Genomic DNA, 22,957 nt, shown 5'->3' with positions numbered 1-22,957 from the left:
AGATACGAATGAACGCCTATCAGCCGCCCAGCAGTGAAGTCCTGGTCGACATTTACCGGCGCATGGCACTCATCAAGCAGAACGATGAGCGCTTTCGTGCCGTCATCAAGTCCGGCAAGCTGGTCATGCCGTACTACTCGCCGCGCGGCCAGGAGGTGATTCCCTCCGCGATGTCGGTGTGCCTCACCGACGACGACTACATCTGCACGATCTACCGTGGCGTTCACGACATGATCGCCAAGGGTGTGCCGCTCAAGGAATTGTGGGCCGAACTGGGCGGCCGCGTGACCGGCACCTGCAAGGGCAAGGGCGGCCCGATGCACGTTACCCATCCCGCATCCGGCGTCATGGTGACGACGGGCATCGTGGGCAGTTCCATGCCCATTGCAAACGGCCTCGCGCTGGCCGCGCAGATTCGTGGCGAGCCGCGGGTGGCCGTGGCTTATTTCGGCGACGGCGCGTCGAATATCGGTGCTTTCCATGAGTCGCTGAATATGGCTTCCGTCTGGAAGTTGCCGGTGATCTTCGTGTGCCAGAACAACGGCTACGCCGAGCACACGAAATACGCTTACGGCACGTCTGTGGCGAATATCGCGCAGCGTGCCGTCGCGTATCAGATGCCCGGCGTCACGGTCAACGGCAACGATCCGATCGCGATGCACAGGGCGGCACACGTGGCGGTCGAACGCGCTCGCAACGGCGGCGGCCCGACGCTCATCGAAGCGAATACCTTCCGCTTTCAGGGGCACGTGTTCGGCGACCCGGACGCGTACATGGACAAACACGAAAAGGCCGCCTGGGTGGCCAGGGATCCCGTGCCGCTCTTCCGGCAGTGGCTCATCGAAGCGAAGCACGCAACCGAAGAGCAACTGGCCGCGATGGAATCCGATCACGAGGCGCAGATCGATGCTGCTGTCGAATTCACGTTGTCGAGCGAATATCCCGACGTTGCGGAGCTTCGCCGTGACATCTTCAAGGACGAGGTGATCGCATGAGCCAGGCACCCACGAACATCAACACTATCCAGGCCGTCAACTACGCGCTCGACGACGCAATGGCGGCCGACGCCAATGTGATCGTGCTGGGTGAAGACGTGGCCGATGGCCAGGAGGGCGGCATTGTCGGCGTAACGAAGGGACTGTCTTCGAAATACGGCACGTCGCGCGTGCGTTCGACGCCGATCTCGGAGCAGGCCATCATCGGCGCCGCGATCGGCGCGTCGATGGTCGGCATGCGTCCCGTTGCGGAAATCATGCTGATGAACTTCACGACGGTCGCGATGGACATGATCGTCAATCACGCCGCGAAGTTGCGCTTCATGTCGGGCGGACAGACCAACGTGCCGCTCGTCATTCGCACCATGACGGGCGCGGGGTTCGGCACGGGCGGACAGCATGCCGATTACCTGGAGGCATGGTTCGCGCACGTTGCGGGCATCAAGGTCGTCGCGCCTTCCAACCCGGCCGATGCCTATGGCCTGATGCTGTCCTGCATCCGCGACGACGACCCCTGCCTGTTCATCGAGAACATGCCGTCCTACTGGAATCCGGGCAATGCGCCGGAGCGCGGCGTGGCGATTGCGCTTGGCAAGGCAAACGTGGTGCGCGTGGGCACCGACGTGACGGTGATCAGCTACAGCCGCCGCATGCAAGAGGTCATGGTTGCCGCGGAGGTGCTCGCGAAAGATGGCATCGCGTGTGAAGTGATCGATTTGCGCACTGTCTCTCCGTTGGATACGGAAACGATATTGACTTCGGTTGCCAAAACGGGACGTGCCGTCGTCGTACACGAGGCGGTCAGGCCGTTCGGCGTGGGCGCGGAAATCGCTTCACGCATTTACGAAGCCCTTTTCCGTGAACTCAAGGCGCCGGTGCAGCGCGTGGGCGCGCAATTCTGCCCTGTGCCGTTCTCCAAGCCGCTTGAGGACGCCTTCGTTCCGGGCGTGGCCGATATCGAAGCGGCGGTTCGCGCCACGTTGAAATAACAGCGGCGCACCCCAAGGATTTTCATCATCAATAGAGCAATGTCATGACCACACAAGTTCTGCTTCCCAAACTGGGCTTTTCGATGAACGAAGGCACGCTGGCCGAATGGCTGGCCGAAGACGGCGCGACCGTCAACGAAGGCCAGATTCTCTACGCGCTGGAGAGCGACAAGTCGATTCAGGAAGTCGAGTCGCCGGCGTCGGGCAAGCTGCGCATCGTCGCACAGGTTGGCGAGGTGTATCCCGTCGGCACGCTGCTGGCGGAAATCGTCTGATCGGCTTCACGCCGTCAAGTACCCAAAGGTCGTTTGAAGAGGCATCCGCGATGAGTGTCGAATCCGTTGCTAACCGGTCGCAGGCCAATGCGAATGCCGGACCCGGCGAACCCGTAACGCCTGCATTGGGTGCCAATTTGCCGCCCTGGCCGCAGGTCGACTTCGCCGAATTCGGCGAGGTGGAGATCAAGCCGGTCTCGCGCATCCAGAAACTCACGGGGGCCTTCCTGTCGCGCAACTGGCTCACGATTCCGCATGTGACGCACCACGACGACGCGGATATCACATCGCTCGAAACCTGGCGCAAGGCGCGCAACGAGGCGAATGCGGCAGTGAAGCTCACACCGCTCGTGTTTCTCATCAAAGCGGTGGTGCGCGCTTTGCAGGAGTTTCCGCAATTCAACGCTTCGCTCGACGGGGATGGCAAGAACATCGTCCTCAAGAAGTATTTCCACATTGGGGTCGCGGTCGACACCCGCTTTGGACTGCTCGTGCCGGTGCTGCGTGACTGCGACAAGAAGAGCGTCGAGGAACTCGCAACCGAACTCGCGGCGATTTCCCTGAAGGCGCGCGAAAAGGGCCTTTCGATGGCGGAGATGTCTGGCGGTTGCTTTTCGATCAGCTCGCTCGGCGGCTTTGGGGGCACCGGCTTCACGCCTATCGTCAATGCGCCGGAGGTGGCGATTCTCGGCGTGACCAAAACACGGCTGGCGGCCGCACCCGCGGAAGACGGCGGTGGCGGTATTAGCTGGCGCAAGATGTTACCCCTCTCGCTGAGCTACGACCATCGCGTGATCAACGGAGCCGATGCGGCGCGCTTCGCCGCATTCATCGGGACCGTGCTGGCCGATCCGCAGGCGCTCGCAGGCTAAAAGAACGAAGTGACAAACAACGACGGGACTGAAATGAGAACCCTTGGCGAGATGATTGAGCGAAACGCTCGCTTGCATGCCGACCACACGGCGCTCGTGTACGCTGAGCGCCGTTTGACGCACGCTCAGTTGGCCGAGCGCGCGCGCCGCTTCTCTGGGGCGCTCTATGAGCGCGGCCTGCGGCGTCAGGATCGGGTTGCGATCCTCGCGATGAATTGTGCGGAGTACTACGAGAGTTACCGCGCATGCGAGTGGGCAGGCTTCATTCTGGCAACCGTCAACTTCCGGCTGGCGCCAGCGGAGATTCTTTATATCCTCAAGGATGCGGCCCCCAAGGCGCTTGTCTTCGAGGCGCAGTACGCGGATGTCGTGGATGAGCTGCGTTCGCAATTGCCGGAAATCGAGCAGTACATCTGCATCGGCGACACGCCGCAGTGGGCCGTTTCATTCGAAGCGGTGATGGACGAGGGCCCGCTGGAAGGGCCGCCGATCCGATCGAACCCGGAAGACTACGCTTACCTGATGTACACCAGCGGCACCACGGGGCGTCCCAAGGGCGTCGTTCGCACGCACCACGCCATGTGCGTCACCGCGGAAAGCTGCGCGCTCGTCACGGAGTTTTCCGGCAACACGCGCGTGCTGCAAACCACGCCGGCGTTCCATGTCGGCGGCATTGGCTTCGTCAATTCTGTGGCCTGGATGGGCGGCACGACGGTCGTGCATCGCGGCTTCGAGCCGAAGCAGATGCTGGAAACGATCGCCGAGGAGCGTATCACCTTCACGTTCATGGTGGCAGCCATGCTTCAGGCGGTGCTCGACGTGCCGGAACTGTCGAGCTACGACGTATCGAGCATCGAGAACATCGTCACCGCGGCGGCACCCGTGCCTGCGCCGCTGCTTTCGCGTGGCATTCGGGTGCTCGGCCCCGTGTTTTCGGTCCAATACGGCATGACCGAAAGCAACGCCTGCTGGTTGCCTTCTCACGAGGTCAAGCCGCACGGCTCGCCGGAACAGGTTCGGCGCCTCGCATCGGTCGGGCGCCCGTGTCCCGGCATCGAACTACGCATCGTCGACGACCACGGCAACGACTTGCCGCAAGGCCGGACGGGCGAGGTATGGCTGCGCTCGCAGACGCAATTGAGCGGCTACTGGAATAACAGCGTCGCGACGGTGGAAGCGCTGCGAGACGGCTGGTATCGATCCGGCGACATGGGCTATCAGGACAAGGACGGCTACATCTTCCTCGTCGACCGCAAGAAGGACATGATCATTTCGGGCGGGGAGAACATTTACAGCCGTGAAGTCGAGGACGCACTGGTGCAGCATCCCGCCGTCGTCGACGTGGCCGTGATCGGGGTTCCGCATGAGAAGTGGGGCGAATGCGTCAAGGCGATCGTCGTTTTGCGTCGGGGCGAACAAGCGAGCGAAGCCGAGCTGATCGAATTTTGTCGCGACCTGATCGCGAGCTACAAGTGCCCGAAAGCCATTGCGTTCGTCGACGAGCTACCGAGGTTGCCGACAGGCAAGATCAGCAAGGTGATTCTGCGCAAGCAGTTTGCGTAGTTGAACCGGCAATCGCTTCATTCAGAGAGAACCGATCATGGCAAAATGGCTAAAAAGTACGGAGTGCGTACAGTTCGAAGTCGCGGAGCGCGTTGCACGCATCACGCTGAATCGCCCGGACAAGCGCAATGCCATCAACAATCCGCTGCTGCAGGAACTCAAGGCGGCGCTGCTGGAAGCCGACGATTTGAAGTCGGTCAACGTGATCGTGCTTTCGGGGGCGGGCCGTGACTTCTGCGCGGGATACGACCTCGTGACGACGTATACGGACCGGGCGGCGGAAGCCATCGATCCGGGTGAGTATCGTGGCACGATCCGCAGTTTCGACGACGACTGCTGGTCGATGGAGCGGCAGGCAGAGACGGTCAATCTGATGGCCGAGATCCACAAGCCGATCATCGCGCAGGTTCACGGCAACTGTCTTGCAGGCGGAACGGATCTCGCGCTCGCATGCGACATGGTGATCGCCGCCGACAACGCGAGAATCGGTTTTCCCGCCACGCGCGCCAACGGCTCCCCCCCCGCGCATATGTGGTTCTATCACGTCGGCCCTCAGTGGGCGAAACGTCTGCTGCTTTCCGGAGATTCGCTGTCAGGAAGAGACGCGGCGAAAATCGGCCTCGTCATGGACGCGGTGCCGGCGGAGCAACTCGAAGCGGAGGTGGGCGAACTGGCGCGCCGTCTGTCTTTCGTCGACGCCGATCTGCTGGCGGCCAACAAGCGCATCGTCAACATCGGCTTGGAACTGGCCGGTTCGCGCACGCTTCAGCGGCTCGCCGTGGAGAACGACTCGCGGGCTCACCAGAGCCAGGGACCGCGCCGCGCGCAGTTCAAGGCAGATATGGAAGCGGTTGGGCTGAAGGAAGCGCTCAAGCGCCGCGACGAGCCATTCGGCGACGGAATGATCCGCCTGCACGCTCGTGGCAGTTGACGAACCGAACTCGAACGAAGATCCGAACATCATGGACGTTGAACTCACATTGAACGGCGCGGTTGCGACGCTGTGCCTGAACCGCCCCGAGAAGCTCAATGCGCTGACGCCGGAAATGCTGCAACTGATTCTCGGCCACCTCGATCGCATCGAGCAGGACCCGGAGATTCGCGCGGTCATTCTCACCGGCGCAGGCCGCGCTTTCTGCGCGGGCGCCGATATCAAAGGCAGCGGCGCCGCGCCGCCGCAGATGAGCGTTGCCCATGCTCGTGCTTCGATGGCCGTCTATCAGAAGATCGCGCTCAGGCTGTACAACCTGAACAAGCCGATGGTCGCGGCTGTGCGGGGCGTTGCGGTGGGTATCGCGTGGAGCTTCGCGCTCTGCGCGGACCAGCTGGTCGTTTCCGACACGGCGCAGTTCATTCCCGCGTTCCTGATGCGCGCCACGCTGCCCGAAGGCGGCATGGTGCATCTGCTTGCGCGTCATTGCGGCGAGTTTCGCGCCAAGGAAATCATGTATCTGAATCGCCGGCTGACAGGCCAGGAAGCGCTCGATATGGGCCTTGCCAGCCACTTCGTCGAGGACGGCGAACTCGACGCGGCAGCCGCGAAGCTGGCCGGCGAACTGGCGGCCGGCCCGACCTTTTCGCTTGGCCTGACGAAGCAATTGTTCCGGTTGAACGCCGCAAGCATGGAAGAGTTTCTGGCCCAGGAGCTGAATGCTGTAGCGCTCGCGGTAAATTCGGAAGACGCAGCGGAGGGCCGGCTGGCCGCGAGAGAAAAACGAGCGCCTGCCTTCCGTGGCCGCTAAAGGGGCTCCTCCACGAGCAGGGCGAGCCCGGCCGGTCTGATATACGGGTGCGTAAAGGATTCAGGAGTCGGGAAACATGAATTTTGCTTATAGCAAGGAAGACGAAGCGTTTCGCCAGGAAGTGATGCAGTTCTTCAAGGAGCATGCACCCGCCGATATTTCACGCCGGTGGCGCGTGGGCGTGCATCCGCCTGCGCGCGATGATATTCGCAAGTGGCAGGGCATTCTGTACGAGCGTGGCTGGGGCGCGCCCCATTTGCCGGTCGAGCATGGCGGCACCGACTGGAGCGGGTTTCGCAAGCATATCTTCATGGAAGAGCTGTACAACGCCGATGCCATGGACTACAGCTGGCAGTCCACGCATATGGTCGCGCCCGTCATCATCGCGTTCGGCTCGGCCTGGCAAAAGGAGCGCTTCCTGAAGCCGCTCCTGCGTGGCGACGAATTTTGGTGCCAGGGATTCTCGGAACCGAACGCGGGCTCCGACCTCGCCGGACTGAGAACCACGGCGGTACTCGATGGCGACGAGTACGTCATCAACGGCCAGAAGATCTGGACGAGCGACGCCACGATTGCCGACTGGGGATTCTTTCTCGTCAAGACCGATACGACGGTCAAGCCGCAGCGTGGCATCTCGTTCCTGCTCGTCAAGATGGACACGCCGGGCATTACCGTGCGTCCGATCGTGTCGATCGAAGGCGGCAGGGGACTGAACGAGGTGTTCCTCGAGAACGTCCGTGTGCCGAAGGCGCATCTCGTGGGTGAGGCGGGCATGGGTTGGACCTATGCGAAGTACCTGCTGGAGAAGGAGCGCACGACGAGCGCGTTCCTGTACTTCAACAAACGTGAGTTGCAACGCGCGAAGGACATTGCCGCTCAGGAGATGGTCGACGGCGTGCGGCTGATCGATACGCCCGGGTTCGCGCGCAAGGTTGCGGAGATCGAAACGGATCTCATGGCGCTCGAGTGGTCGGTGCTGCGCATCCTCGCCGAAGAGAAGAGCGAGCGCAACCTCGACGCCGTGGTGTCCGCGCTGAAGATCAGCGGCTCGGAAATGCAGCAGCGCGTGACGCAACTCCAGATGGACGCGCTGGGTCCTCGCGTGATGCGCTTCGACGACCACAGCGTCGCGCACGCCGATCCCGCGGTCGACGAAAACTGGCCAGATTACGTGGGCGGCCGCACGTCGGGCTATCTCATCGCGCGCGCATCCACCATTTACGGCGGTGCGCGCGAAGTGCAGAAGAACATCATTGCGAAACTCGCATTCGGACTGTAGCCATGGACTTCAACTTCTCCGAAGAACAATTGATGCTGAAGGATGGCGCCGAGCGCTACGTCCATCAGGAGTACGGATTCGAGGCGCGCACGCACATCGCGGCGCAGCAGGAGGGCTTCAGCCGCGAGCATTGGCGCGCATACGCGGAGCTTGGCTGGCTTGGGCTGACCATGCCGGAAGATGTTGGCGGCCTGGGTTGTTCGTTTGTCGAAATGGCGATTCTGATGGAGGCGCTCGGCCGCGGCATGGCGCTCGAGCCGGTCGTGCAAACGGCACTGCTGTGCGCCACGATCATCGAGCGGGGCGACGCGCAGTCACAGCGCGAAACGCTGCTGCCCGCCGTCATCGAAGGCAAGCTGCTGCTTTCGCTCGCGGATAGTGAAGCGGGCAGCCGCTACAAGGTGGGTTGCCATGGGCGAACCCATGCTCGTAAAACCTCCTCGGGTTACCTGGTCAGCGGTGCGAAGACGCTGGTGGTGGCCGGTGAGTCGGCAGATCAACTGCTCGTGACCGCGCGAGTGGAAACCGCATCGCAAGGCGTGGCCGTGTTTCTTGTCGACCGTCGTGCTCCGGGCGTCACGTGCCGGTCATATCGCCTGCTCGACGGCTCCCGTGCGGCGGATATCGACTTGCACGACGTCGAGGTCGGCGACGATGCGCTGATCGTCGGACCGGAGCGCGCGCTGGAGGTGCTCACGCAGGCAACGGAACTCGCCGCCCTGGCGAGCGTGGCCGAGAGCCTCGGCATGATGGAGGCGGTGATGGCCATCACTTCGGAGTACATCAAGGGGCGATCGCAGTTCGGCCAGCCCATCGGCAAGTTCCAGGCATTGCAGCACCGCATGGCGGAGATGTTCGTCGCTACGCAGGAAGCGCGCTCGATGTTGTACTGCGGGATCGCGCACCTGGACCGTCCCGCGGCCGAACGCAGCCGGGCCATCTCGGCGGCCAAGGCCGTTGCCGCGCGTGCCAATCGCTTCGTTTGCGCGCAGGGCATCCAGTTGCACGGCGGCATGGGGCTGACCGAGGAATATCCGATCGGCCATTACTTCCGCAAGATGGCGATGATGGAAAAGATGTTCGGCGATATCGACTTTCATCTCGACCGCGTTGCGGCAAGTAACCGCACACCGGTAACGGTGTGAGCCCGGAGGAGCAGATCGTGCAACGCGTGAAAGACAAGATTGCGATTGTGACCGGGGCCGCATCGGGTATCGGCGCCGCCTGTGCCGCGAGGCTCGCGCAGGAAGGCGCGTTGCTGGTGGTGGCGGATCTGAATCTCGAAGGCGCGCAGGAGCAGGTTCGCCGTATCAAGGAGTCGGGCGGCCAGGCGGTTGCGGCGCGTGTCGATATCGGCGACGAAAGCTCGATCGAGGCGTTGTTCGATCTCACGCTCGAGACGTGGGGCGGCCTCGATATCCTGCACAACAACGCCGCCGCCACGTCGCTTTCCAGTACGGTCGATGCGGCGGTCGAGGCGGTCGACGTCGCGGTGTGGGACGACACGATGCGCATCAATCTTCGCGGCACGATGCTGGCTTCGCGGCGCGCGCTGCCGCTCATGCGCTCGCGCGGCGGCGGTTCGATCATCAATACCTCTTCGGGCTCGGCTCAGGCAGGTGCGCTCGGGTACAGCGCCTATGGCGTCTGCAAGGCAGGCATCGAGAATTTGACGCGCTACCTAGCCGCGCAGCACGGCAAGGAGGGCATCCGGTGCAACGCGATTGCTCCCGGGCTGATCGTCACGCCGGTGACTGAGGCTTACTACGTGGGCGAACTCGGGGAAATGATGCTGAGCCACCATCTCACGCCTCGCCTTGGGCAGCCCGAAGACATTGCGCACGCGGTCGTGTATCTCGCTTCGGACGAAGCCGCGTTCGTCACGGGCCAGGTATTCAACGTTGACGGTGGACTGCTTTCGCACCAGCCGTACTATGCCGATGAAATCCGCGCACGCTCGGCCAACGCGGCCATCGCGGCCAAGGGGGCGGCATGACGACGGACCTCAGCCTTCTTGCGCGTGTCGAACGCATCGAGGCGCAGCTCGCCATTCAGCAGTTGCCGGTGCGATACGCGCTCGCGGTCGATTCGCGCGATCTGGACAGCCTCGTGCAACTGTTCGCCGAGGACGTCGATTGCGGCCGCTGGGGCGTGGGGCGCGCTGCGCTGAAAACGTTCTACGGGTCCGAACATATCCTGCGCGGGTTTTATCGCAGTATCCACCAGATTTGCGGCCACGCAGTCGATTTCATCGACGCCGACCACGCGACGGGTAGCGTATATTGCCGCGCGGAGCACGAGGACAACGGCTCGTGGGTGGTGATGGCGATCTGTTACTTCGATCACTATGTGCGGCGCGACGGGCAGTGGTATTTCGAGCGGCGCGAAGAGCAGCACTGGTATTCGACGGACTGGCTCGCACGTCCCGGCGCGCCGCGCTTCCAGAACTGGCCTGGCAAATATGAGGGTGATCGGTACCAGCCGCGTCTTCCTCAGGGCTTTCCGACGTGGGCGGCGTTCTGGAGCAGGAGCGAACAACACGCCATCGACGCGTTGACGAAGGCGCCGTAAGCGCGGTTGCGCTTTTGGCTCTAGCGCGCGGGCGTGTGCATCAAAGCGCCGCTTCCCCGCGCAGGAGCACGTCGGCGCCACCGTCCGCGAAGGGTACCTGGCCCACCATGTAGGCGTTGGCCGGACCGGCGAGGAACGCAAGGAGCGGAACGATCTGCTCCGCGCTCGCATAGTCCCGCACGGCGGTGGGTACACCCGCTGCAAGCGCCTCGCGGCCCTCGGCGGTTTCCAGCAGCGGCGCGACCATCGGCGTTTTCACAATGCCCGGCGCGATGCCGTTCAGCAGCACCCCTTGGTCGGCCCAGCCAGGCAGCACGGCCGTGCGCCGTATCCATTGGGTCAGCGCGCGTTTGGACGACGCATAGCATTGCGCGCTGATTTTCGCGGCCTGTTCCCGCGCGGCGGTTTCGTCGCCGTGGAGGCATAACTCGACGAGCCGCGTATCGACGGGATGAAGCGAGGCCAGTGAAGAGATCACCACAACGCGGGGCTGCTTTCCACGCTGCAGGAGCGGCAACAGGCGCGGCAGCAGGTCCGCAACGCCGAAGTAGTTGACCGACACGAGCGTATCGCCGGCGACGGGGGGAGATACGCCGGCGCACGCGACCACCGCGTCGATCGATGGCGCAATCTCCTGCACGCGCGCGACGAGCGCTGCACGTTCCGCCGGGTCGGAGAGGTCCGAACACACTTCGGCGTTGTTCAGATCGACGCCAATCACCCGTTCGCCGAGTGCGGACAAATGCCGGGCGAGGGCGGCGCCCATGCCGGATGCCGCGCCGGTGATTAGCGTCGTGCGTGGGGCAGTCGTGGTCATGACGCTCAAGCCGCCGAGCCGGGCAGACGCACCACCAGGCCGTCCAGTTCCGGCGTCATGAAGATCTGGCACGTCAGACGGCTGTTTTCGCGCACGTCCATCGCGCAGGTGAGCATGTCGACTTCGTAGGACTCGGCCGCTGGCATGTGGCCGCGCCAGGCTTCGTCGACGTAGGCGTGACAGGTCGCGCAACTGCAACTGCCGCCACAATCTCCGAGAATGCCCGGGACCTGGTTGTTCACGGCGGTTTGCATGACCGAGTCGCCAACGTTGGCGCTTACGCTGGCTTCGCTGCCGTCCGGCTGGATGAATCGAATGAGCGGCATGGCTTCTGGACCTCTGAAAATTTAGTTGGGCTGGGGAAGCAGACTTTTCAACGGAATCGACTCGTCGGCGAGATCGGCCGCACGAACCGGAATTTTCTCGGCGACGAACCGCTTTGCCAGCATGAATTCGGGCGCGCGGCTCACCGTGTCGGCTGCGAGCATCACGCCATCCTTGAGATAAAACGCCGAAAACGAGCGGGTCTCGGGACTGCCGCGCAAGACGAGTTCGTCGTAGCCCTGGGACAGCCCGACCATCTTGAGCTTCAGATCGTATTGATCGGACCAGAACCACGGCACGCTGTTATAGACGCGCTCCTTGCCGCACAGCGACGCCGCGGCGGTGCGGGCCTGCTCGAGTGCGTTCGGCACCGACTCCAGGCGCAGCCGCCGGCCGAGTGCGGGATTGGGATGATTGGTGCAATCGCCGACCGCGAAAATATCCGGATCGGAGGTACGCGTATGCTCGTCCACCACAATGCCGTTGTCGACGGCGAGACCCGCGGCCTGCGCGAGTTCGGTGGCGGGCTCCAGTCCCACGCCGACGATGACGAGATCCGCCGCGACACGCGTGCCGTCCGCGCAGCAGACTGCGGCGACGGCGTCGCCGGACGCGTCGAGTTCGAATCCGCTCACGATCGCTTTCGTGCGGATGTCGACACCGGCCTCGCGGTGCACTTTCTCGTAGAACGTGGAAAGCTCGGGCGCGGTGACGCGCGCGAGCACACGCGGCAATGCCTCGAGCACAGTGACGTGCAAGCCGCGCTTCACGGCCACGGCAGCCACTTCGAGGCCGACATATCCGCCGCCGATGATCACGAGGCGCGAGCCCGCATGAAACTGGTTACGAATGCGCGCGACGTGATCGAGCGTGCGAAGGTAGTGAAAGTTCTGCAGCTTCTCGATGGCTTCGATACCCGGCAACGCGAGTCGCCGCGCGCGGCCGCCGGTGGCCAGAACGAGCTTCGCGTAGCTGATCTCGCTGCCATTGGAGAGTGTGACCCGTTTCGCCTCACGGTCGATGCGCTCCGCGCGCGTATTCGGAATGAACTCGACGCGTGCCTTGTCGTAAGTCGAAAGCGGTTTCAGGTAGAGCTGCTCGGCGGTCGATTCGCCCGACAGGAATGCCTTCGAAAGCGGTGGCCGCTGGTACGGCAAATGCGGTTCTTCTCCCACCATCACGATGCGTCCCGTCCAACCCTGTTCGCGGATCGCGGTCGCGCATTCTCCCGCAGCGTGACCCGCTCCAACGATCAGCGCGGTGTTTTCTGCGTCTACAGCTGTCATAAGGCGAACTCCGTCTCGCACGGCCGCGCTCGCTGCGGCCTCAGTTATTTTGAATAATGTTCTAAATTGTGAACGACGGTCGCCGCGGCTGTCAATGCTCATCAACCCCGCTCACGCACCCCGTTGGTCCCGCGCGGCGTTGACCATCGCCTCGATGCCGCCAACCGCAAAGCGGATCAAATAGGTGCGCATGCGCTCGATATGTGGTGACGTCAGTGCGCGCGTTCCGGATCGGGCTTCTTTCGCGTACAGCTCGTTGAGCACCAAGTGAAACACGGACTCGACGAAATGCTGCACGAGTTCGACGGTTTCCCGCGTCGTGCCGGGCAGTGCCTTCGCGAAGGCGTCGCGGTAGCGCGCCGCGGCCGGCGCGTATTGGTCGTAGAACGGCGCCGTGAGGTCGGGGCGCTCCAGCAGGCAGCCGATCTGGGTCAGCAGGCGCAGGTAGTTTCGCCACCCCGGGTCGCCGCTTTTCAGATGCGCGAAGGCCGGCGCGGAAAGCGCGGTCACGATGGCTTCCACATCGGGGCGCTCGCCATGTTGCGGCGCGAGCGCCGCTTCCAGCGATTCGATCACCTGCTGGCTGATCACGGCTGCGCGGCGGCCTATCGCCTGCTGGAACAGGGCGTCCTTGCTGCCGAAGTGGTAGCGCGCGAGGCTCAGCTCCATGCCGCAGCTCTGCATGATGTCGCGAATCGACGTACCAAAGTAACCATGCATCGCGAACAGCCTTTCGGCTGTATCGAGAATGCGCTCGGGCGTTGTGCTGCGAGCCGAAGCGCGCGGTTCCTTGTTATCGGCTGCCGGGCTGCTGGCGGCCTGGGTATTGCTCGACGACATAGTTTCCCTTTCATTACAGGCGCAAACCGGTCAAGCGCCGGAGGCCCTTCAACCGAATAATAAAACGTTCTTGCACAATCGTGCAAAATCGAACATAGTTCAACTATAGGTACAAACGGCAAGGCCGTGCACCTGCAATCGAACGACTAATGGAGACTGGAACCATGGCTGGCGCGCTGCGACTTGAAGACTTCGACGATCCGACGTTCAACCCCTTTTTCGAGGATTCGCTCGCTTACGGAGCCGATGCCAACCCGTATCCGCGCATTGCCGAGCTGCGCGAAAAAGGCATGGTTCAGGAAGGGGACTATCGTGTGCTGATGGGCGGTGCCGCGGACCTGACGATGTCCGATGTCGCGCACTACTGCGTATTCGGATACGACGAGGTATCGCAGGTGCTGGGTGATCCGGCGACGTTCTCGAACAAGTCTTACGAGCGCAATATCGGCATCAGCTTCGGACGCAGCATTTCGACGATGGATGCGCCAGAGCACCCGCGCTACCGCCGCATTTTCCAGAAAGCGTTCTTGCCGCACACGGTGGCGGCATGGGGCGACACATTGGTCGATCCTGTGGTAAACGAACTGATGTCGAAGTTCGTGGATCGCGGGCATGCGGATCTCGTCAACGAGTTCACGCTTCACTATCCGTTCAATATCATCTACCGCCAGCTCGCATTGCCGCCGGAGGACGTGAAGATCTTCCACAAGCTGGCGATCGCGCAAACGCTGGTTTCGATCGACGTGGCGCACGGCGTGGAGGCATCGACGAAGCTGGGCGCTTATTTCGCGCAACTCGTCGAGGCGCGCCGCGGCAATCCAGGCGACGATCTCGTCAGCGCGCTGGCCACCGCGGAAGTCGATGGCGAATTGTTGCCGGACGAGGTCGTCATTTCGTTCCTGCGCCAACTCGTGAATGCGGGCGGCGACACCACTTATCGCGCAACCAGCGTGCTGCTGCTCGCACTGCTGCGCGATCCGGCACAGCTCGAAGCGGTGCGCCAGGATCGTACGCTGGTCGCCCAGGCGATCGAAGAGGCCCTGCGCTGGGACGGTCCGGTGTTGATGCAGTCGCGCATGGCGACGCGTGACGTCACGCTCGGTGGCGTCGAGATTCCCGCGGGCGCATTTCTGGACGTGCTGGCGGGCAGCGCCAATCGCGATCCCAGCCGCTTCCCCGATCCGGACAAGTTCGACATCTATCGCAAACCGGCTCACCGCCATTTCGCGTTTGCGTATGGACCGCACGTGTGCATTGGTCAACATCTCGCGCGTGTGGAGATGACGCGCGCGCTCAACGCGATCCTCGACCGACTGCCCAATCTTCGTCTCGATCCGGCCGCGCAGGCTCCGCAGATCAACGGCATCATGATGCGCGTTCCGCATTCGATTCCCGTCGTCTTCGGCTAATCAGAACAAAGCCGGCCTCATGGGCTTTTCACGAGGCCGACCGACAAGACAGGTGCCGCTGGCCAGCTCGCATATTGAGTTGCCCGGCGCGCACCGACGGTGGAGAACGCATTGATGACGGAGTTTGACTATGTCGTGGTTGGCGCGGGCGCCGCAGGTTGCGTGCTCGCCAACCGTCTTTCGCAAAGCGGGCGCCATACGGTGCTGCTCATTGAAGCAGGGCCCGAGGACCGCAGTCCCTTGATCCGGATGCCAAAGGGATTCGGAAAGCTGCTGGGCGATCCGGCTCACGCCTGGTTCATCCCCGTGCAGCCCGACGACGGCAACGGGCACCGCAATGAAATCTGGCTGCGCGGCAAGATGCTCGGAGGTTCGAGCAGCATCAACGGCATGGTGTACATGCGCGGACATCCCGAGGACTACGACGGATGGAGCGAACTGGGCGTGGAGGGCTGGAGCTGGCAAAACCTGGCGCCGTGCTTCAGGCAGATCGAAGATCACGCGCTGGGCGCCGACGAACTGCGGGGATCGGGCGGCCCACTGAAGGTCTCGCCGTATGCGCAGCGCAACCGCATTGGCGACGCTGTTCTCGAGGCGTGCCGGTCGCTTGGTATTCGGCGCGTGGAGGATATCAACCGGCTCGATCACGAGGGCGTGGCTTATCTGATCTACACGATACGCAACGGGCGGCGGCAAAGCTCGGCCGAAGCGTTTCTGAAGCCCGTTCGTTCGCGCAAGAATCTCACGGTCGTTACTGCGACGCAGGCTGTGCGAATCGTTTTTGACGGCACGCGCGCAACAGGCGTGCAATGCGAAAGCGCGGGGCAGCAGATCGTCTATCGTGCACGCCGCGAACTGATTCTGTCGGCCGGAGCGATCGAGTCGCCGCGGCTTTTGCAGTTGTCGGGCATTGGCGATCCCGGTCATCTGCAGTCGCTTGGCATCCCGATCGTTGCAGCGATCCCGGGTGTCGGGCTGAACATGCGCGAGCACTATCTGTATATGGTGCAGGTGCGTTTGCGGCATTGGCGCGACTCGCAGAACCGGCAGTTCAGCGGCCTGCGCTTGTGGCGCAACGCGATGCAGTATTTCCTGTTCCGCCGTGGCGTGATGTCGCTCGGCTCGTATCAGGTGGGCGGCTTCGTCAAGACTGCTCCCGACGCGAAGCGCCCCGACGTTCAGTTGATGATGGCGCCGTACTCGATGGATTTCGGCGCAGCCGGCTACGCGTTCGAGAGGTTCCCTGGCATGCAGCTCTTCAGCTATCCACTGCGTCCGCGCAGTGAAGGACATGTGAGGATTCAGTCGGCGGACCCCCGTGTGCCGCCCGAGGTCGTTGCGAACTACCTTGCCGATTCGTACGACCAGCGGATGGCCGTCAGCGCATTCCGGCTCATGCGCAACGTGCTGGCCGCCGAGCCGCTAGCCGGCCTGCTGGAAGGAGAAACGCGTCCAGGTTCCGCCGTTCAGACCGACGCCGAGATCCTCGACCTCTACCGGCGCGAGGGGCAGTCCGGCTATCACGCCTGCGGCACCTGCAAGATGGGCTCCGGTCCGCTTGCCGTGCTCGATTCGCGCTTGCGGGTGCGGGGCGTTGAAGGCCTGCGCGTGATGGATCTCTCCGTGACGCCCACGATGATCTCCGGCAACACCAATGGCCCCATGATGGCGATGGCATGGCGTGCCGCCGGCCTGATCCTCGAGGATGCGCGATGAGCCACCTCGAGGACTACGGCAAGCGCTTTGCGAACATCGAATTCGAGCGGCGCGATGGCGTTCTTCTGGTACGCCTGCACACGGATGGCGGCCCGCTCAAGTGGGGCGCGCTCGACGGCAGCATTCACGGTCAGCTGGGCGAGGCGTTCTATCAGATTGCACGCGACCTCGAAAATCGCGTAGTGATCCTGACGGGCACCGGCGATGCGTTCTGCGACGCCATGAACTACGCCGAGCTGCCGGCGGAACCGCTTGCGCAAATCTGGCCGCGCCTTCAGCGCGAGGGGCAGGACTTGCTCATGGAACTGCTGGACATTCCGGTTCCCGTTATCGGCGCGATCAACGGCCCGGCGCTCATTCACGCCGAGTTGCTCGTGCTGTCCGATATCGTGCTCGCGTCCAGTCACGCTGAAATCTCGGATCAGGCGCACTTCGTTCACGGCGTCGTGCCGGCGGATGGTGTGCAGATCGTCTGGCCGATGTTGGTCGGCCATAACCGCGCACGCCACTTTCTGCTCACCGGCGAGCGCATGACGGCGCAACGCGCGTGGGAGCTTGGCGTGGTCGGCGAAGTCGTCACGCAGGAAGCGCTGCTCGATCGCGCCTGGGAGATCGCCCGCAGCCTCGCGGCGAAGCCGATCGAAACCCTGCGCTATACCCGCGCGGTCTTTGCTCAGCCGTTCAAGCGCCGCATGGCCGACGAACTGGGCTACGGACTCGCGCTCGAAGGGCTCGCCGGTATTGCCGCGCAGTCTGGCAAGACCTAGCCCGTCAAAGCGACATGTTCACGAATGGGAGACACGATATGGACCTGGCAGTGCAAACATTAACCGGGCGAAACGCGATCGTTCAAAAGGCGCTCGACCGTGCGACGCGGGAGGGTGGCGAGATCGGCGTGCAGGTGGCGGCCTATCTCAATGGCAAACTCGTGATCGACGCATGGAGCGGCGTGGCCGATCCGGCCACCGGCCGCCTCGTTGACGGCGATACGCTCTTCAACGTCTATTCGGTGACGAAGGCAGTCGCGGCAACCGCGCTGCACATTCTGGCGGACCGCGGGCTCATCGAATACGACGCGCCGGTCGCGCGCTATTGGCCGGAGTACGGTGCGCACGGGAAAGACAAGACGACGGTACGCGATGTGCTGACTCACCGCGCCTGCGTGCCGCAGATGCCGGACGGCGTGACGCCGGAACTGATGTGCGATTGGCAATGGATGACGCGCGCCATCGCGAACCTGGAGCCGCTCGCCGAGCCGGGCACGAAGACGCTTTATCTTTCGATGACCTTCGGCTGGATCGTTGGGGAACTGGTCCGACGCGCCGACCCGAAGAAGCGCTCGCTCGGCCGCTTCGTTCAGGAGGAGATTGCGAAGCCGCTCGGTATACACGATCTCTGGATTGGCATTCCTGATGAAGTCGAGCCACGCATTGCTCGTCTTACCGATGCAATGGTGCCGGTTCCCGCGGAATACCTGCCGCCGCTGTTCTTGCGCTCGATGCCGCAGCAGGTCGCACTGACGCCGCATGTGTTCGAGCGCCCGGACGTACGGCGCGCCGAGGTGGCGGGCGTGGGCGGGATCTTCAATGCGCGTAGTGAAGCGCGTTTCTGGGCGATGCTTGCGTGCGGTGGTGAGCTGGACGGGGTGAGGGTCCTTTCGAAGGAACGCGTGGCCACGCTGAATACGCCCCGCGCCAACAGCGAAGAGCCGGACCCCGTGATGTTCGGCTTTCCGATTCCGATCACGATCGGCGGCTTCTGGTTCGGCGGCAATCATCCGCCGGTGACGGCGGCGCGTTCGCCGCGCGCATTGTGTCATCCGGGGCAGGGCAATTCGATCGGCTGGGCGGACCCGGACACGGGGCTCGCGGTGGCAATCTGCCACAACAAGCTGTTCAATCCGACCACGCCGGAAGAAGATCCACTGCTCCCGATTGCTGTTGCGATTCGTGAAGCGCTCGATCTGGAGTGATCACCGCAATGGTCATGGATATCACGTATTTGCAGCAATGGACCGGACGCACCGAGGAAGTGCGGGACCAGGTCACTCTCACGCCGATGGCGGCGCTCGGCGCCATGCTCGACCGCGACGACCCGTCTGCTGCGGCGGGCGATGACTTGCCGCCGTTGTGGCACTGGCTTTATTTTCTGCCGGTTCATCGTCAGTCGATGGTCGGGTCGGACGGTCATCCAAAGCGTGGAGGTTTCCTGCCGCCTGTCGACTTGCCGCGGCGTATGTGGGCGGGCAGTCAGCTCGAGTTTCTGCGGCCGCTGAAGGCGGGCAGTGCGATTACGCGTCTTTCGCGCATCGAAAGCGTTGCGCACAAGCAGGGACGCACCGGCGACCTGGTGTTCGTCAACGTCAAGCACGAGGTTGGCGACGTGGCCGGCGTTGCGATCGTCGAACGCCAGGATATCGTTTATCGCGATCATCCGGCTGTGAGTGAAAAGCCGGCTGCGCCACAGGCCGCGCCCGCGAGCGCTCAGTGGGCGCGCGAGGTCGCTCCCGATCCCGTGCTGCTGTTTCGCTATTCGGCGCTCACCTTGAATGGTCATCGTATTCACTACGATCGGCCATACGCGACCGGCGAAGAGGGATATGAGGGGCTCGTCGTGCACGGCCCTCTGCTCGCCACGCTACTTATGGACTCGCTGAGATCCGAGCTGCCGGGCGCGCGCGTGCGATCGTTTTCGTTCCGCGCGATCAAGCCGGTGATGGACACGTCACCTTTCTACGTCTGCGGGAAGCGGGATGAATCGGACCCCGGCAAGGTGATGTTGTGGATTTCGGGTAGCGATGGGTCGTTGCGCATGGAAGCATCGGCCGTGCTCGCCTGATGTGTTGAATCCGGTCCGCCAACGTGTTTTAACTTCCGCGGCCCGGTTCTCTGAACTGGAGTTTTATGCGTTCGTTTCTTTTTGTGCCTGGGAGCAAACCCGAGCGATTCGCCAAGGCGCTCGCGGCAGGCGCCGATGCAGTGATCGTGGACCTCGAAGACGCCGTCGCTGACGCGGATAAGGCGTCAGCACGCGCACATGTTGCCGATGCCGCGCGAACATTTGTGGCTGCGCCTGTTCGCGTGCTGTTGCGCATCAATGGCGCTGGCACTCAGTGGTTCGAGGATGACCTCTCGCTTGCAGCGCTCGACGGTATCGATGGCATCGTGCTGCCCAAGGCGGAGAATTCGGCAGCGCTGTCCGCTGTCGCCACGGCAACGCAGAAGCCGATATGGCCGATCATCGAATCCGCCGAGGGCGTCTGGAACGCGTTGGAAGTGGCGCGCATGCCCGGTGTCGAGCGGCTCATTTTCGGCTCGGTGGACTTCGAACTCGATCTCGATTGCGATGGTTCATGGGACGCGTTGCTGCACGCGCGTTCGCGCATCGTGCTGGCCTCGCGTGTAGCCGGAATTCAGTCTCCGGTGGATGGCGTAACCGTGGCGATCAATGACGAACAGCAACTTGCGGAGGACTCATCGAAGGCAAGATCGCTGGGTTTCGGCGGCAAGCTGTGCATTCATCCACGCCAGGTTGAAGCGGTCAATGCCGCGTTCAGCCCGAGCGCAGATGAAATTGCCAAGGCGCGGCGAATCGTCGAGGCGTACGAGCGCGCTGAAGGCGGGGCAGTGTCCATGGATGGACGGATGGTGGACTTGCCGGTCTTGCTCAAGGCAAGACGCATAGTCGGTCTGTCCGAAAAGACCGAAAGCGTGCGCGGTTCGGCAGAAGCGTAAGGAGAACTGCGGGGCGCCCGCGCCGCCACCGCATGATGTGGCGCGGGCATGGTCCGATTGAATTTACACCGGATCCCACGGCGTCAGCGCCATGGAGGGCACGTTCGGGAAGAAGCTCGATTCGAACGCCGGCATGACCTGCTCGGCAATCGCTTCGGGCGTCCAGCCGCCGTCGCGATGCAGCGAGCGGATCATGCGGATCTGGTTGAAGAAGTAGATTTCGTTGGCGCGCACACCGAAGATCTGCCCCGAAACCTTGGTGGCCTGGTCGGAGGCAAGGTACACGGCGAGCGGCGCAATCTTGCGCGATTCCATGCGCTTGAGAATCTCGACGCGTGCCTTTTGCTCGGGCGTTTCCGAGGGAATCGAGGCAGTCATCGCAGTCCATGCCCACGGCGCGATGCAGTTAGAGCGCACGTTGAATTTGGCCATGTCGAGCGCGATGGACTTCGACAGACCGACGACACCCATCTTGGCGGCCGAGTAGTTGGCTTGCCCGATATTGCCGATCAGACCCGACGTGGAGGTCATATGAACGAAGCTGCCGCCGTTTTGGGCCTTGAAGTGCGGAGCCGCAGCACGCGCCACGAAAAACGACCCGTTCAGGTGGACGTCGACCACGGCCTTCCACTCGTCGAGGCTCATGTTGAAGAACATGCGGTCGCGCACGATGCCGGCGTTGTTGACCACACAGTCGATGCGGCCGAACGTGTCCAGCGCGGCCTGCACGATCTTCTGCGCCGAATCCCATTCGGCGACGCTGTCCATCGAGGCAACCGCTTGTCCGCCGGCCTCCTTGATTTCCGCGACAACGCGCTGTGCGGCGAATTCGCCGGTTTCGGCGTTACGACCGAGGTCGTTGACGACGACCTTGGCGCCGTTCGCCGCGAATTGCAGCGCGAAGTCGCGCCCGATGCCGGCACCCGCACCCGTTACCACTACCACCTTGTCCTTGACGAAATCGCTCACTCTTGTCTCCGTTCGATACAGGCGTTGATGTAGAAAAGCTCGCCTCGGTATAATAGCAAAACTGAACGACGTTGCATAATATGAACGCTGACCCATTGACGCGGAGTGTGGCGATTCATCCATTCGAAGACGACGAAATGAAAGGAGACGCAAGATGAATCATACGAAAGACTGGACCGTACCGGACCATGTTCCGCGAGAACTCGTGGTCGATTTCGACTATATGAACCCGCCTGGCGCGCAAGACGATGTTCATCTGGCATGGAAGTCGCTGCACGCGGGGCCCGACATCGTATGGTCCCCTTACTATGGCGGCCACTGGATCGCCACGCGAGGCGAAGATATCGAGGCGATGCAGAAGGACCATACGCGCTTCTCGCATCAAAGCGTCAACATTCCGCCGCTCAACGAGTCGCGGCTGGTGCCGCTCGAACTCGACCCGCCTGAGCACACTGCGTACCGCAACCTGATCACGCCCGCCTTTCTTCCGCAGGCAATCGCGTCGCTCGAGAGCGACGTGCGCAGCCTCGCAATCGAGTTGATCGAAAAGATCGCTCCGCGAGGCGAATGCGAGTTCGTCTCGGAGTTTTCGAAGATCCTGCCGATCGTGATTTTCCTGCGTCTCGCAGACCTTCCGTTGAGCGATCGCGAGCAACTGCTCGAATGGGCGGAGTGGGCCGTACGCGGCAATCTCGACGAACGCATCGAATCCCAGCACCGTCTTGGCGGCTATATCGCCACCTGGGTGGAAAAGCGCAAGGCCCAGGCGGGTGGCGATCTGGTCAGCCTGATCGTCAACGCGCAGATCGATGGCAAGCCGATCAGCCCCGAGCGCATGTTCGGGATGTTTATCGTCGTCCTGTTCGGCGGTCTGGATACCGTCGCCTCGTTGATGGGTTTCATCGCGCGTTTCCTCGCCGAGAATCCGGCGCACCGGCGGCAGCTCATCGAGAATCCGGAACTGATGGTGTCGTCGGTCGACGAATTGATCCGGCGCTTTGGCGTGGCGAATACCGCGCGACTCATCACTCAGGACATGGAATACAAAGGCGTCCAGTTCAAAAAGGGTGACCAGATCCAGTTGCCGAACTCTCTTTTCGGCCTCGACGACCGCAAGTTCAGCAACCCGCTTGCCGTCGACCTCACGCGCAAGCCGGTGATGCACGCGGCTTTCGGCAACGGACCGCATCGCTGCCCGGGCTCGTTTCTCGCGCGCACGGAGATCAAGGTGTTCCTGCAGGAATGGCTCAAACGCATTCCCGATTTCCGCATCTGCGAGGGCGACAAGCCACGATGCGGCTCGGGCTCGGTCAACGGCATGCTTTATCTGCCGCTCGCCTGGGACGTAGCGCCCTGACACAACCCCACCTCAACGACTCATAGACGATCATGAAAAAGTGGCAATGCATTTTTTGCGGGTTTTACTACGACGAAGCAGTGGGACTTCCGGCGGAGGGCATCGCGCCCGGCACCCGCTGGGAAGACATCCCGGATGACTGGGCATGCCCCGAGTGCGGCGCGACCAGGGCCGACTTCGTGATGGTCGAGGTGGAGGCCTGAGGGCACGCGCACGGCA

Annotated in this window: 24 protein-coding genes; 19 read left to right on the top strand and 5 right to left on the bottom strand. The window is 62.8% G+C overall.

Annotated elements, in window-relative coordinates; genetic code table 11:
• The first annotated feature begins 8 nt into the window (after positions 1-8).
• From BFD71_RS35055 to BFD71_RS35005, 11 genes are all read left to right on the top strand, one after another.
• The gene (locus tag BFD71_RS35055) at positions 9-995 is read left to right on the top strand and encodes a thiamine pyrophosphate-dependent dehydrogenase E1 component subunit alpha (protein WP_069268806.1); all 987 of its coding nucleotides are present in this window, start codon (positions 9-11) and stop codon (positions 993-995) included.
• Complete coding sequence (locus BFD71_RS35050) at positions 992-1,984, top strand: alpha-ketoacid dehydrogenase subunit beta (protein WP_069268805.1); 993 nt, start codon at positions 992-994, stop codon at positions 1,982-1,984. Before BFD71_RS35055 ends, BFD71_RS35050 begins: the two co-directional genes overlap by 4 nt.
• A 44-nt stretch (positions 1,985-2,028) precedes the next feature.
• A complete protein-coding gene (locus BFD71_RS35045) occupies positions 2,029-2,259 on the top strand; it encodes a biotin/lipoyl-containing protein (protein ID WP_069268804.1) in 231 nt (76 codons plus the stop codon).
• 50 nt (positions 2,260-2,309) lie between these two features.
• Positions 2,310-3,131: a 2-oxo acid dehydrogenase subunit E2 gene (locus BFD71_RS35040; RefSeq protein ID WP_083245640.1), complete on the top strand. Its 822-nt coding sequence runs from the start codon at positions 2,310-2,312 to the stop codon at positions 3,129-3,131.
• 33 nt (positions 3,132-3,164) lie between these two features.
• The gene (locus BFD71_RS35035; RefSeq protein ID WP_069268802.1) at positions 3,165-4,694 is read left to right on the top strand and encodes a class I adenylate-forming enzyme family protein; all 1,530 of its coding nucleotides are present in this window, start codon (positions 3,165-3,167) and stop codon (positions 4,692-4,694) included.
• 37 nt (positions 4,695-4,731) lie between these two features.
• Positions 4,732-5,625: a crotonase/enoyl-CoA hydratase family protein gene (locus BFD71_RS35030; RefSeq protein WP_069268801.1), complete on the top strand. Its 894-nt coding sequence runs from the start codon at positions 4,732-4,734 to the stop codon at positions 5,623-5,625.
• The gene (locus BFD71_RS35025) at positions 5,615-6,436 is read left to right on the top strand and encodes an enoyl-CoA hydratase/isomerase family protein (protein ID WP_256095050.1); all 822 of its coding nucleotides are present in this window, start codon (positions 5,615-5,617) and stop codon (positions 6,434-6,436) included. Before BFD71_RS35030 ends, BFD71_RS35025 begins: the two co-directional genes overlap by 11 nt.
• 76 nt (positions 6,437-6,512) lie before the next feature.
• A complete protein-coding gene (locus tag BFD71_RS35020) occupies positions 6,513-7,715 on the top strand; it encodes an acyl-CoA dehydrogenase family protein (RefSeq protein WP_069268800.1) in 1,203 nt (400 codons plus the stop codon).
• 2 nt (positions 7,716-7,717) lie between these two features.
• Positions 7,718-8,860: an acyl-CoA dehydrogenase family protein gene (locus BFD71_RS35015; RefSeq protein ID WP_069268799.1), complete on the top strand. Its 1,143-nt coding sequence runs from the start codon at positions 7,718-7,720 to the stop codon at positions 8,858-8,860.
• Positions 8,861-8,877: 17 nt separating this feature from the next.
• Positions 8,878-9,711: an SDR family oxidoreductase gene (locus BFD71_RS35010; protein WP_069268817.1), complete on the top strand. Its 834-nt coding sequence runs from the start codon at positions 8,878-8,880 to the stop codon at positions 9,709-9,711.
• Positions 9,708-10,286, top strand: a complete 579-nt coding sequence (locus BFD71_RS35005) for a nuclear transport factor 2 family protein (protein WP_069268798.1) — start codon at positions 9,708-9,710, stop codon at positions 10,284-10,286. The genes BFD71_RS35010 and BFD71_RS35005 overlap by 4 nt, the downstream gene beginning before the upstream one ends.
• Before the next feature lie 40 nt (positions 10,287-10,326).
• Here the strand turns inward: BFD71_RS35005 and BFD71_RS35000 are convergent, their stop codons facing one another.
• The 4 genes from BFD71_RS35000 to BFD71_RS34985 form a co-directional block, all read right to left on the bottom strand.
• Positions 10,327-11,103, bottom strand: a complete 777-nt coding sequence (locus tag BFD71_RS35000) for an SDR family oxidoreductase (RefSeq protein WP_069268797.1) — start codon at positions 11,101-11,103, stop codon at positions 10,327-10,329.
• Positions 11,104-11,108: 5 nt separating this feature from the next.
• Positions 11,109-11,429 (bottom strand): 2Fe-2S iron-sulfur cluster-binding protein, encoded by a 321-nt coding sequence (locus tag BFD71_RS34995; RefSeq protein WP_069268796.1) that lies wholly within the window; start codon positions 11,427-11,429, stop codon positions 11,109-11,111.
• A 21-nt stretch (positions 11,430-11,450) separates the two neighbouring features.
• Entirely contained in the window at positions 11,451-12,713 is a 1,263-nt protein-coding gene (locus BFD71_RS34990) for an NAD(P)/FAD-dependent oxidoreductase (protein WP_069268795.1), read from the bottom strand.
• A gap of 111 nt (positions 12,714-12,824) precedes the next feature.
• Positions 12,825-13,553, bottom strand: a complete 729-nt coding sequence (locus BFD71_RS34985; protein ID WP_069268794.1) for a TetR/AcrR family transcriptional regulator — start codon at positions 13,551-13,553, stop codon at positions 12,825-12,827.
• 164 nt (positions 13,554-13,717) lie between these two features.
• Here BFD71_RS34985 and BFD71_RS34980 point away from each other — a divergent pair, with 164 nt between their 5' ends.
• The 6 genes from BFD71_RS34980 to BFD71_RS34955 all read left to right on the top strand — a co-directional run bounded on the left by BFD71_RS34980 (position 13,718) and on the right by BFD71_RS34955 (position 20,412).
• Positions 13,718-14,962 carry a cytochrome P450 gene (locus BFD71_RS34980; RefSeq protein ID WP_069268793.1) on the top strand — a complete coding sequence of 415 codons (1,245 nt, stop codon included), beginning with the start codon at positions 13,718-13,720 and terminating at the stop codon, positions 14,960-14,962.
• A gap of 114 nt (positions 14,963-15,076) precedes the next feature.
• On the top strand, positions 15,077-16,678 hold the full coding sequence (locus BFD71_RS34975; protein ID WP_069268792.1) for a GMC family oxidoreductase: 1,602 nt from the start codon (positions 15,077-15,079) through the stop codon (positions 16,676-16,678).
• Positions 16,675-17,445: an enoyl-CoA hydratase/isomerase family protein gene (locus BFD71_RS34970; protein ID WP_069268791.1), complete on the top strand. Its 771-nt coding sequence runs from the start codon at positions 16,675-16,677 to the stop codon at positions 17,443-17,445. Before BFD71_RS34975 ends, BFD71_RS34970 begins: the two co-directional genes overlap by 4 nt.
• Before the next feature lie 50 nt (positions 17,446-17,495).
• Positions 17,496-18,650, top strand: a complete 1,155-nt coding sequence (locus BFD71_RS34965; RefSeq protein WP_256095048.1) for a serine hydrolase domain-containing protein — start codon at positions 17,496-17,498, stop codon at positions 18,648-18,650.
• Between the two features lie 8 nt (positions 18,651-18,658).
• Positions 18,659-19,516 carry an FAS1-like dehydratase domain-containing protein gene (locus tag BFD71_RS34960; RefSeq protein ID WP_069268789.1) on the top strand — a complete coding sequence of 286 codons (858 nt, stop codon included), beginning with the start codon at positions 18,659-18,661 and terminating at the stop codon, positions 19,514-19,516.
• A 65-nt stretch (positions 19,517-19,581) separates the two neighbouring features.
• Positions 19,582-20,412, top strand: coding sequence for an HpcH/HpaI aldolase/citrate lyase family protein (locus BFD71_RS34955; protein WP_069268788.1), 831 nt, complete (start codon positions 19,582-19,584; stop codon positions 20,410-20,412).
• A 63-nt stretch (positions 20,413-20,475) separates the two neighbouring features.
• Here the strand turns inward: BFD71_RS34955 and BFD71_RS34950 are convergent, their stop codons facing one another.
• Positions 20,476-21,381: an SDR family NAD(P)-dependent oxidoreductase gene (locus tag BFD71_RS34950; protein ID WP_069268787.1), complete on the bottom strand. Its 906-nt coding sequence runs from the start codon at positions 21,379-21,381 to the stop codon at positions 20,476-20,478.
• A 154-nt stretch (positions 21,382-21,535) separates the two neighbouring features.
• On the opposite strand from BFD71_RS34950, the gene BFD71_RS34945 reads away from it, so the two are divergent.
• Together BFD71_RS34945 and BFD71_RS34940 are read left to right on the top strand one after the other, a co-directional pair.
• Positions 21,536-22,738, top strand: a complete 1,203-nt coding sequence (locus tag BFD71_RS34945; RefSeq protein WP_069268786.1) for a cytochrome P450 — start codon at positions 21,536-21,538, stop codon at positions 22,736-22,738.
• Positions 22,739-22,770: 32 nt separating this feature from the next.
• A complete protein-coding gene (locus BFD71_RS34940; protein ID WP_069268785.1) occupies positions 22,771-22,941 on the top strand; it encodes a rubredoxin in 171 nt (56 codons plus the stop codon).
• The last annotated feature ends 16 nt before the right edge of the window (positions 22,942-22,957 follow it).

The sequence above is a fragment of the Paraburkholderia nodosa genome (assembly GCF_001718195.1).
GTDB classification, from domain to species: Bacteria; Pseudomonadota; Gammaproteobacteria; order Burkholderiales; family Burkholderiaceae; genus Paraburkholderia; species Paraburkholderia nodosa_A.
This window is presented reverse-complemented; position numbering and strand designations above follow the sequence as displayed.

What these genes read in the sequence shown, in the direction of transcription:
- BFD71_RS35055 (WP_069268806.1), top strand. Translation starts at nt 9, where the DNA reads ATGAACGCCTATCAGCCGCCCAGCAGTGAAGTCCTGGTCGACATTTAC.
- BFD71_RS35050 (WP_069268805.1), top strand. Translation starts at nt 992, where the DNA reads ATGAGCCAGGCACCCACGAACATCAACACTATCCAGGCCGTCAACTAC.
- BFD71_RS35045 (WP_069268804.1), top strand. Translation starts at nt 2,029, where the DNA reads ATGACCACACAAGTTCTGCTTCCCAAACTGGGCTTTTCGATGAACGAA.
- BFD71_RS35040 (WP_083245640.1), top strand. Translation starts at nt 2,310, where the DNA reads ATGAGTGTCGAATCCGTTGCTAACCGGTCGCAGGCCAATGCGAATGCC.
- BFD71_RS35035 (WP_069268802.1), top strand. Translation starts at nt 3,165, where the DNA reads ATGAGAACCCTTGGCGAGATGATTGAGCGAAACGCTCGCTTGCATGCC.
- BFD71_RS35030 (WP_069268801.1), top strand. Translation starts at nt 4,732, where the DNA reads ATGGCAAAATGGCTAAAAAGTACGGAGTGCGTACAGTTCGAAGTCGCG.
- BFD71_RS35020 (WP_069268800.1), top strand. Translation starts at nt 6,513, where the DNA reads ATGAATTTTGCTTATAGCAAGGAAGACGAAGCGTTTCGCCAGGAAGTG.
- BFD71_RS35015 (WP_069268799.1), top strand. Translation starts at nt 7,718, where the DNA reads ATGGACTTCAACTTCTCCGAAGAACAATTGATGCTGAAGGATGGCGCC.
- BFD71_RS35005 (WP_069268798.1), top strand. Translation starts at nt 9,708, where the DNA reads ATGACGACGGACCTCAGCCTTCTTGCGCGTGTCGAACGCATCGAGGCG.
- BFD71_RS35000 (WP_069268797.1), bottom strand. Translation starts at nt 11,103, where the DNA reads ATGACCACGACTGCCCCACGCACGACGCTAATCACCGGCGCGGCATCC.
- BFD71_RS34995 (WP_069268796.1), bottom strand. Translation starts at nt 11,429, where the DNA reads ATGCCGCTCATTCGATTCATCCAGCCGGACGGCAGCGAAGCCAGCGTA.
- BFD71_RS34990 (WP_069268795.1), bottom strand. Translation starts at nt 12,713, where the DNA reads ATGACAGCTGTAGACGCAGAAAACACCGCGCTGATCGTTGGAGCGGGT.
- BFD71_RS34985 (WP_069268794.1), bottom strand. Translation starts at nt 13,553, where the DNA reads ATGTCGTCGAGCAATACCCAGGCCGCCAGCAGCCCGGCAGCCGATAAC.
- BFD71_RS34980 (WP_069268793.1), top strand. Translation starts at nt 13,718, where the DNA reads ATGGCTGGCGCGCTGCGACTTGAAGACTTCGACGATCCGACGTTCAAC.
- BFD71_RS34975 (WP_069268792.1), top strand. Translation starts at nt 15,077, where the DNA reads ATGACGGAGTTTGACTATGTCGTGGTTGGCGCGGGCGCCGCAGGTTGC.
- BFD71_RS34970 (WP_069268791.1), top strand. Translation starts at nt 16,675, where the DNA reads ATGAGCCACCTCGAGGACTACGGCAAGCGCTTTGCGAACATCGAATTC.
- BFD71_RS34960 (WP_069268789.1), top strand. Translation starts at nt 18,659, where the DNA reads ATGGTCATGGATATCACGTATTTGCAGCAATGGACCGGACGCACCGAG.
- BFD71_RS34955 (WP_069268788.1), top strand. Translation starts at nt 19,582, where the DNA reads ATGCGTTCGTTTCTTTTTGTGCCTGGGAGCAAACCCGAGCGATTCGCC.
- BFD71_RS34945 (WP_069268786.1), top strand. Translation starts at nt 21,536, where the DNA reads ATGAATCATACGAAAGACTGGACCGTACCGGACCATGTTCCGCGAGAA.
- BFD71_RS34940 (WP_069268785.1), top strand. Translation starts at nt 22,771, where the DNA reads ATGAAAAAGTGGCAATGCATTTTTTGCGGGTTTTACTACGACGAAGCA.